9 protein-coding genes, 2 tRNA genes and 1 rRNA gene are annotated in these 8,659 nt (G+C 54.3%); 10 read left to right on the top strand and 2 right to left on the bottom strand.

The window, feature by feature from the left end; genetic code table 11:
• The first annotated feature begins 4 nt into the window (after nt 1-4).
• The 3 genes from rrf to M8014_RS00905 all read left to right on the top strand — a co-directional run bounded on the left by rrf (nt 5) and on the right by M8014_RS00905 (nt 381).
• Nucleotides 5-120 (top strand): 5S ribosomal RNA (gene rrf / locus M8014_RS00915).
• A gap of 55 nt (nt 121-175) precedes the next feature.
• Nucleotides 176-252 (top strand) — tRNA-Asp (locus tag M8014_RS00910).
• A 53-nt stretch (nt 253-305) separates the two neighbouring features.
• A tRNA-Trp gene (locus tag M8014_RS00905) sits at nt 306-381 on the top strand.
• A gap of 102 nt (nt 382-483) precedes the next feature.
• Here M8014_RS00905 and hdfR read toward each other — a convergent pair.
• Nucleotides 484-1,305 carry an HTH-type transcriptional regulator HdfR gene (gene hdfR, locus M8014_RS00900; RefSeq protein ID WP_271280701.1) on the bottom strand — a complete coding sequence of 274 codons (822 nt, stop codon included), beginning with the start codon at nt 1,303-1,305 and terminating at the stop codon, nt 484-486.
• A gap of 118 nt (nt 1,306-1,423) precedes the next feature.
• Here hdfR and M8014_RS00895 point away from each other — a divergent pair, with 118 nt between their 5' ends.
• Complete coding sequence (locus M8014_RS00895) at nt 1,424-1,762, top strand: MaoP family protein (protein WP_271280700.1); 339 nt, start codon at nt 1,424-1,426, stop codon at nt 1,760-1,762.
• 25 nt (nt 1,763-1,787) lie between these two features.
• Here M8014_RS00895 and M8014_RS00890 read toward each other — a convergent pair whose 3' ends face one another.
• Entirely contained in the window at nt 1,788-3,308 is a 1,521-nt protein-coding gene (locus M8014_RS00890) for a YifB family Mg chelatase-like AAA ATPase (RefSeq protein WP_271280699.1), read from the bottom strand.
• A gap of 340 nt (nt 3,309-3,648) precedes the next feature.
• On the opposite strand from M8014_RS00890, the gene ilvL reads away from it, so the two are divergent.
• From ilvL to ilvD, 6 genes are all read left to right on the top strand, one after another.
• Nucleotides 3,649-3,747: an ilv operon leader peptide gene (ilvL, locus tag M8014_RS00885; protein WP_001311244.1), complete on the top strand. Its 99-nt coding sequence runs from the start codon at nt 3,649-3,651 to the stop codon at nt 3,745-3,747.
• 83 nt (nt 3,748-3,830) lie between these two features.
• Nucleotides 3,831-3,884: a peptide IlvX gene (ilvX, locus tag M8014_RS22820; RefSeq protein WP_418939587.1), complete on the top strand. Its 54-nt coding sequence runs from the start codon at nt 3,831-3,833 to the stop codon at nt 3,882-3,884.
• 2 nt (nt 3,885-3,886) lie between these two features.
• Nucleotides 3,887-5,533: an acetolactate synthase 2 catalytic subunit gene (gene ilvG / locus M8014_RS00880; protein ID WP_271280698.1), complete on the top strand. Its 1,647-nt coding sequence runs from the start codon at nt 3,887-3,889 to the stop codon at nt 5,531-5,533.
• A complete protein-coding gene (gene ilvM, locus M8014_RS00875) occupies nt 5,530-5,799 on the top strand; it encodes an acetolactate synthase 2 small subunit (RefSeq protein ID WP_271280697.1) in 270 nt (89 codons plus the stop codon). The genes ilvG and ilvM overlap by 4 nt, the downstream gene beginning before the upstream one ends.
• A 17-nt stretch (nt 5,800-5,816) precedes the next feature.
• Complete coding sequence (locus M8014_RS00870; RefSeq protein ID WP_271280696.1) at nt 5,817-6,743, top strand: branched-chain amino acid transaminase; 927 nt, start codon at nt 5,817-5,819, stop codon at nt 6,741-6,743.
• Between the two features lie 63 nt (nt 6,744-6,806).
• Nucleotides 6,807-8,657 carry a dihydroxy-acid dehydratase gene (ilvD, locus tag M8014_RS00865; RefSeq protein WP_271280695.1) on the top strand — a complete coding sequence of 617 codons (1,851 nt, stop codon included), beginning with the start codon at nt 6,807-6,809 and terminating at the stop codon, nt 8,655-8,657.
• The last annotated feature ends 2 nt before the right edge of the window (nt 8,658-8,659 follow it).

Raw genomic sequence — 8,659 nt, 5'->3', positions numbered from 1 at the left:
TTTGCCTGGCGGCTGTAGCGCGGTGGTCCCACCTGACCCCATGCCGAACTCAGAAGTGAAACGCCGTAGCGCCGATGGTAGTGTGGGGTCTCCCCATGCGAGAGTAGGGAACTGCCAGGCATCAAATTAAGTAGTAAACCGGGGTAATAAACCGGTGGTTACAGAAGTCTTCGGTGGAGCGGTAGTTCAGTCGGTTAGAATACCTGCCTGTCACGCAGGGGGTCGCGGGTTCGAGTCCCGTCCGTTCCGCCACTTATTAAGATATTAAGCCTGCTATATTAGCAGGCTTAATAGTAAGAAAATTTAGGGGCGTAGCTCAGTTGGTAGAGCACCGGTCTCCAAAACCGGGTGTCGCGAGTTCGAGTCTCTCCGCCCCTGCCATATAAAGGATCCTTTGCTTCGGCAAAGGATTTTTTTTGCCTGTAATAAAGTGCTGGCAACATCCCTTCAGGTCTGTAAGTTGCGTCCCTGCAACCTTTCTACTCAATCCATCACGTTAATTTTTAATAGATCTTTAATCTGTCCTTGCTTGTCACTGTTCTGAAGCCAGATGGCATAGAGCGGCCTCTGGAGCGTGGCTGAATCCGTCACTGTGTGTAACCCAGGTTTACTACTGGCCCACCGCTGCGGTAACCAGGTGCAACCTTTTAACGACGCGAGCTGCTGACACGCGATCTCAGCAGAACTGGTAGTCAGCACAGGAACATCATCATGGGCAATCAGTCCGGCCTCGTGTGGTTGAAAATCGGGTCCCCACTCCAGTCGGAGATAATTCAGATCGGCTTTCATGGCTGCGGGTGCAGCGGCATACAGCGCCAGTGTGAATTGCCCGAGGATCTGGCTGCTAAATTCATCCATTTTTGGTGCTTCAGTGGTAATCAGCAGATCCAACTGTCTTTCATGCAGCTGTTTAACCAGCGATTGTCGCTGTGCAATACGCGCTTCAAACTGTAGCTGCCCATGAGAGCGATATAAGCGGCTCAGCCAGGGACTAAGCATGCACTCCCATAGCGAGGCGCTGGCCCCGATCGAGAACTCATTATGCTTGGAGGTATGAGCGACCTCTTTACGCGCGGCCTGCCAGGTGCTCATTAACGTTTCTGCATAAGGCAGGAGCTTTTCACCCGCTGGCGTTAAGCGAATATTGTTGCGATGACGAGTGAAAAGATTCACGCCTAGCTGGTTTTCAAGCTGCCGAATACGAAAGCTGACAGCCGACTGCGTCAGATATAGCGCTTCTGCGGCGCGCCCAAAGTGACGAGTCCTGCTCACTTCGAGAAAAGTTTTTAGCAATTCCGTATCCACGGTTTTCTCCGCAAAATAATTTGTCGTTATGATTTAAATGTTTTGTTTTACACTCTGTCAAGCGTAACTAATACTCCGCGCCATAAATAGCTCGGCCAAAGATATAGGAGCGTGTAGGATGGCGGAAAGCTTTACGACAACTAATCGTTTTTTCGACAACAAAAATTATCCACGCGGATTTTCTCGCCATGGTGATTTCACCATCAAAGAAGCTCAACTGCTTGAACGCCAGGGTTATGCCTTCAATGAGCTGGATTTGGGAAAACGTGAACCCATTACCGAAGACGAAAAACTGTTTGTTGCCGTTTGCCGCGGTGAGCGTGAGCCGGTAACGGAAGCGGAGCGCGTGTGGATCAAGTATATGGCGCGAATTAAGCGTCCAAAACGCTTCCATACTCTGTCTGGTGGAAAACCACAGATGGAAGGCGCGGAAGACTACACTGATTCAGACGATTAAGAAGAAGGGGCTACGGCCCCTTTTTTCATGCCAGCATTTTTTGCAGATGCAACAACAGACGATCAATTGCGCGGTAGCTTAGTGCCTCCTGCAAATGTCTGCGTTCAATCATTTCACTCTCCTCCAGATCGGCAATGGTGCGCGCTACCTTCAGCAAGCGTTGCCAGGCGCGTACCGACAGGCCGAACCGCGTAAACGTCTGCTCCAGCCATAGCGCATCCTCAGGTATCAGCTGACAAAACTCGCGGATCTCGGCGTTATCCAGAAGGGCGTTGCGTTTATGTTGCCGCGCCAGCTGCCGGTCCTGTGCGGCGATAACTCGGGTGCGCACGGTTTTGCTGGTTTCTCCCGTTTTGTGCGTCTGACTCAGCAATCCCGGTGGCGGAAGCGGGATCTCAAGCGACAAATCAAAGCGATCGAGGAAAGGGCCCGATAAACGCCCAAGATAGCGTAGCGTCTGTTCGGGCGTACAGCGGTTATGATTGCCTTGATAGTGTCCCGTGGGGCTTGGATTCATGGCGGCAATAAGCTGAAAGCGGGCGGGATAGCTTATCTTGGCCCGCGTCCGGGAGATATTGATCTGACCGGATTCAATCGGTTCACGCAAAGCATCAAGCACGCGCCGTTCAAACTCGGGCAATTCATCGAGAAAGAGGATGCCATTATGCGCCAGCGAGATCTCTCCCGGCCCGGGGATGGACCCCCCACCGACCATTGCCATCAGCGAGGCGCTATGGTGCGGGGCGCGGAAAGGGCGTCGGCGCCACTGCTTATGCAGTGACGTGGCATTCACCAGGCTAACGATAGCCGCACTTTCCAGTGCTTCATGGTTGCTGAGCGGCGGCAGTAGCCCATTGAGCCGACTCGCTAGCATGGTTTTTCCCGTGCCCGGTGGCCCAATGAGCAGCAGGTTATGGGCCCCAGCGGCAGTGATCTCCAGCGCTCGTTTTCCCTGTTCCTGACCGATGATGTCACTGATATCGTGAATGTCGTTTTCTGCGAGACACGGCTCCCCTGCTGGCGCTGCTAATTCATGGCGACCTTCAAGAAAGGCGCACACTTCCTGGAGGTGTTCGGCCACCAGACAGCCTTTTTCTTCAATCAGACTGACTTCTGCAGCGTTATCTGTGGCGACAATAATCTCTCTCCCGGCGCGTATAGCCGCCATAGCACCGGATATTGCTCCGGGAACCCCTCTTAATGCGCCTGTAAGCGCGAGTTCACCTACAAACTCGTAACGACTTAATAGGGAGGAAGAGAGTTGCTCAGAAGCAGCGAGAAGCGCAATGGCGATAGGTAAATCATATCGACCACCTTCTTTGGGCAAATCAGCCGGGGCCAAATTAATGGTGATCTTTTTTGCCGGGAAGGTGTAACCGCTGTTGATAATGGCGCTGCGCACGCGATCCCTGGCCTCTTTGACCGTCGTTTCCGGTAGCCCGACCAGCGTTAGCCCTGGCAGACCATTACTGAGATGGACTTCGACCGAAATAAGTGGCGCTTCTACGCCTAACGCAGCGCGGGTATAGATAACCGACAATGACATAAACATCCTCCTTGAAGACTTACTATGTCATCGGCAGACAGCTATTTTTACCTGCGAATTGCGGTATTACGTACACCATTCCGAATAACTTTGCCAAAACTGTAAGCTTTTCATCATCCTGGATACCTGCTCGCATTTTGTGATAAGCATGGCTTCTGGCTGTCGAGCGCATTAAAAAATGAAAATAATTCATTTTCTGTTTTTGTTATAAAAAACAATGATTTTTATCTAAACTATTCACGTAATAACGAAGTGGATTATAAAAAAATATTGTATCTGAAGCGCTATCTGTGGTAACTCTTTAGGTATTCCTTCGAACAAGAAGCCAAAAGAACTGAAAATGACAGCCCTTCTACGAGTGATTAGCCTGGTCGTGATTAGCGTGGTGGTGATTATTATCCCACCGTGCGGGGCTGCACTTGGACGAGGAAAGGCTTAGAAATCAAGCCTTAACGAACTAAGACCCCCGCACCGAAAGGTCCGGGGGTTTTTTTATGACCTTAAAATATAACTGAGGAGCAGATGATGGCCGATAGCATAAAATTCTGTTTCTACCGATTTACGACGGGGAACTAACTATGAATGGCGCACAGTGGGTAGTACATGCGTTGCGAGCGCAGGGTGTCGAGACAATCTTCGGTTACCCGGGTGGCGCAATTATGCCGATTTATGATGCATTGTATGACGGCGGCGTGGAACATCTGTTGTGCCGACATGAGCAGGGTGCGGCTATGGCGGCCATTGGTTATGCACGCGCAACGGGTAAAACCGGCGTCTGTATGGCGACCTCCGGCCCGGGCGCAACCAATCTGATCACCGGCCTGGCTGATGCGCTGCTTGATTCCGTTCCTGTTGTGGCCATCACCGGCCAGGTAGCCTCCCCTCTTATTGGTACTGACGCATTTCAGGAAGTGGACGTTCTCGGTTTGTCACTGGCTTGTACTAAACACAGTTTCCTCGTGCAATCTCTCGAAGAGCTCCCGCGCGTCATGGCGGAAGCCTTTGAGGTGGCAAACTCAGGCCGTCCAGGTCCGGTTCTGATCGATATTCCTAAAGACGTTCAGATTGCTGTGGGCGATCTGGAGCCACACTTCTCTACTGTCGAGAGCGACGGCACTTTCCCGTTCGCTGAGGTCGACGAAGCCAGTCAGATGCTGGTACAGGCGAAAAAACCTGTTCTCTACGTTGGCGGTGGCGTCGGTATGGCACAGGCGGTTCCCGCCCTGCGCGAGTTTATCGCCACAACCCAAATGCCTGCGACTTGTACCTTGAAAGGGCTGGGCGCGGTTGATGCCGACTATCCGTACTACCTCGGGATGCTGGGGATGCATGGTACGAAAGCGGCAAACCTCGCCGTGCAGGAGTGCGATCTGTTAATCGCCGTGGGTGCGCGCTTTGATGACCGCGTAACCGGCAAGTTGAATACCTTCGCGCCGAATGCAAAAGTCATTCATATGGATATCGACCCGGCAGAAATGAACAAACTGCGCCAGACCCATGTGGCGTTGCAGGGCGACCTCAATGCGCTGTTGCCAGCCTTACAGCAGCCTTTAGCGATTGACGCGTGGCGTCAGCACGCCGCTGAGATGCGCGGTGAGCATGCCTGGCGCTACGATCATCCGGGCGAAGCCATCTATGCGCCGCTGCTGCTGAAGCAGCTGTCTGATCGCAAACCTGCAGACAGCGTGGTGACCACCGACGTAGGCCAGCATCAGATGTGGTCGGCTCAGCACATGACCTACACGCGCCCGGAAAACTTCATCACCTCAAGCGGGTTAGGCACGATGGGCTTCGGTCTGCCTGCCGCCGTGGGTGCCCAGGTAGCACGCCCGAACGATACGGTGATCTGCGTCTCCGGTGATGGTTCATTTATGATGAACGTGCAGGAGCTGGGCACCATCAAGCGCAAGCAGTTACCGGTGAAAATCGTGCTGCTGGATAACCAGCGTTTAGGCATGGTGCGCCAGTGGCAGCAGCTCTTTTTTGAGGAGCGTTACAGCGAAACCACCCTCACCGATAACCCCGATTTTCTCGTTCTGGCCAGCGCTTTCGGTATCCCTGGCCAGCACATCACCCGTAAAGACCAGGTTGAAGCGGCACTTGATGAAATGCTGTCAAGCAAGGGGCCTTACCTGCTTCATGTCTCAATCGACGAGCTTGAGAATGTCTGGCCGTTGGTGCCGCCCGGCGCCAGTAACTCACAAATGCTGGAGAAATTATCATGATGCATCATCAGGTCGCCGTGCTGGCTCGCTTCAACCCGGAAACGTTAGAACGTGTATTGCGCGTGGTACGCCATCGTGGATTCCAGATTTGTTCGATGAATATGGAAACCGCCACCGATGCCCAGAACATAAATATTGAATTGACCGTTGCCAGCCAGCGCCCCGTCGACTTACTGTTTAGCCAGTTGAGCAAATTGGTCGACGTCGCCCGGGTTGAGATCCAGCAGCGTGCAGCCTCATCACAAACACAACAAATCCGCGCCTGAGCGCAAAAGGAAGAGAAATGACGACGAAAAAAGCTGATTTCATTTGGTCCAATGGTGAGATGATCCGCTGGGAGGACGCTAAAGTCCACGTGATGTCCCACGCCCTGCACTACGGTACTTCTGTGTTTGAAGGTATCCGTTGCTACGATTCTCACAAAGGTCCAGTGGTGTTCCGCCACCGCGAACACATGCAGCGTCTGCGTGACTCAGCCAAAATTTATCGCTTCCCGGTTTCTCAGAGCGTTGACGAGCTGATGGAGGCCTGCCGCGCCGTCATTCGTAAAAACAGCCTGACCAGCGCCTATATTCGTCCACTGGTGTTCGTGGGGGATGTCGGTATGGGCGTCAACCCGCCAGCAGGTTACACCACCGATGTGATCATCGCAGCGTTCCCGTGGGGGGCATACCTGGGTGCAGAAGCGCTGGAGCAAGGGATCGATGCCATGGTCTCCTCCTGGAACCGCGTGGCACCAAACACCATCCCGACCGCCGCAAAAGCGGGCGGTAACTACCTCTCTTCTCTGCTGGTTGGCAGCGAAGCGCGCCGTCACGGCTACCAGGAAGGGATCGCGCTGGATGTGAACGGCTACATCTCCGAAGGTGCGGGCGAGAACCTCTTCGAGGTGAAAGACGGCATTCTGTTCACTCCGCCGTTCACCTCATCTGCTCTGCCGGGCATCACCCGTGACGCTATCATCAAGCTGGCGCAGGATCTGGGGATCGAAGTGCGTGAGCAGGTGCTTTCCCGCGAATCGCTGTATCTTGCAGATGAAGTCTTCATGTCGGGCACCGCGGCAGAGATCACCCCGGTACGCAGCGTTGACGGTATTCAGGTCGGTGAAGGCCGCCGTGGTCCGGTCACCAAACGTATTCAGGACGCTTTCTTTGGCCTCTTCACCGGTGAAACCGAAGATAAATGGGGTTGGTTGGATCAGGTTAACTAATACGCTTAAATATGGGACGGCACGCACCGTCCCATTTACCAGATAGACGGGAGTAAATAACGCATGCCTAAGTACCGTTCCGCCACCACCACTCATGGCCGCAATATGGCGGGTGCCCGCGCGCTGTGGCGCGCCACCGGGATGACCGACGCCGACTTCGGTAAGCCGATCATTGCCGTGGTCAACTCTTTTACCCAATTCGTACCGGGTCACGTTCACCTTCGCGATCTCGGGAAGCTGGTTGCCGAACAGATTGAAGCTTCTGGCGGCGTGGCAAAAGAGTTTAATACCATCGCCGTGGATGACGGGATCGCGATGGGGCACGGGGGCATGCTTTATTCACTGCCGTCGCGCGAGCTGATTGCCGACTCGGTGGAGTACATGGTTAACGCCCACTGCGCCGATGCGATGGTCTGTATCTCCAACTGCGACAAAATCACCCCGGGGATGCTGATGGCCTCCCTGCGTCTGAACATTCCGGTGATCTTCGTCTCCGGTGGCCCAATGGAAGCGGGTAAGACCAAGCTTTCCGATAAAATCATCAAGCTCGACCTGGTTGACGCGATGATTCAGGGCGCCGACCCGAAAGTGTCCGACGAACAGAGCGAACAGGTTGAGCGTTCTGCGTGCCCGACCTGCGGCTCTTGTTCCGGTATGTTCACCGCCAACTCGATGAACTGTCTGACCGAAGCGCTGGGCTTATCCCAGCCGGCGAATGGTTCACTGCTGGCCACGCACGCCGATCGTAAAGCGCTGTTCCTCAGTGCCGGTAAGCGCATCGTTGAACTGACCAAACGCTACTATGAGCAGGATGATGTCAGCGCACTGCCGCGCAATATCGCCAACAAAGCGGCGTTTGAAAACGCCATGACGCTGGATATCGCCATGGGCGGTTCCACTAACACCGTTCTGCACCTGTTGGCTGCTGCGCAGGAAGCCGAAATTGATTTCACCATGACCGACATCGATCAGCTGTCCCGCAAAGTGCCGCAGCTGTGTAAGGTCGCGCCAAGCACCCCTAAATACCACATGGAAGATGTTCACCGTGCTGGTGGCGTGCTGGGGATCCTGGGCGAGCTGGATCGCGCTGGACTGTTGAACCGTGAGGTGAAAAACATTCTTGGCCTGACGTTGCCGCAAACATTGGATCAGTACGACGTCATGCTAACCAAAGACGAAGCTGTGAAAAGCATGTTCCGCGCCGGCCCGGCGGGTATTCGTACTACCCAGGCGTTCTCGCAGGATTGTCGTTGGGATACCCTTGATGACGATCGCGCTGAAGGCTGCATCCGCTCGCTGGAACATGCTTACAGCAAAGATGGTGGCCTGGCGGTGCTGTACGGCAACGTGGCCGAAAATGGCTGTATCGTAAAAACCGCAGGTGTGGATGACAGCATCCTCAAATTTACCGGTCCGGCAAAAGTCTATGAAAGCCAGGACGATGCGGTAGAAGCCATTCTCGGCGGTAAAGTGGTCGCCGGAGATGTGGTGGTGATCCGTTATGAAGGGCCGAAAGGCGGACCGGGGATGCAGGAGATGCTCTACCCGACCACCTTCCTCAAATCGATGGGTCTGGGCAAAGCCTGCGCTCTGATCACCGATGGTCGTTTCTCTGGCGGGACATCGGGACTTTCCATTGGTCACGCTTCACCGGAAGCGGCCAGCGGCGGTAACATTGCGCTGATTGAAGATGGTGACCTGATTGCCATTGATATTCCGAATCGCGGCATTCAGCTGCAGCTGAGCGATCGGGAGCTGGCAGCCCGTCGTGAAGCGCAGGAAGCGCGCGGGGATCAAGCCTGGACGCCGAAAGATCGGCAGCGTGAAGTTTCCTTCGCCCTGCGCGCTTACGCGACCCTCGCCACCAGTGCAGATAAAGGCGCTGTACGTGATAAATCCAAACTTGGGGGCTAATG

The sequence above is a fragment of the Silvania hatchlandensis genome (genome assembly GCF_025564065.1).
In the GTDB taxonomy this organism is placed as follows: domain Bacteria; phylum Pseudomonadota; class Gammaproteobacteria; order Enterobacterales; family Enterobacteriaceae; genus Enterobacter; species Enterobacter hatchlandensis.
This window is presented reverse-complemented; position numbering and strand designations above follow the sequence as displayed.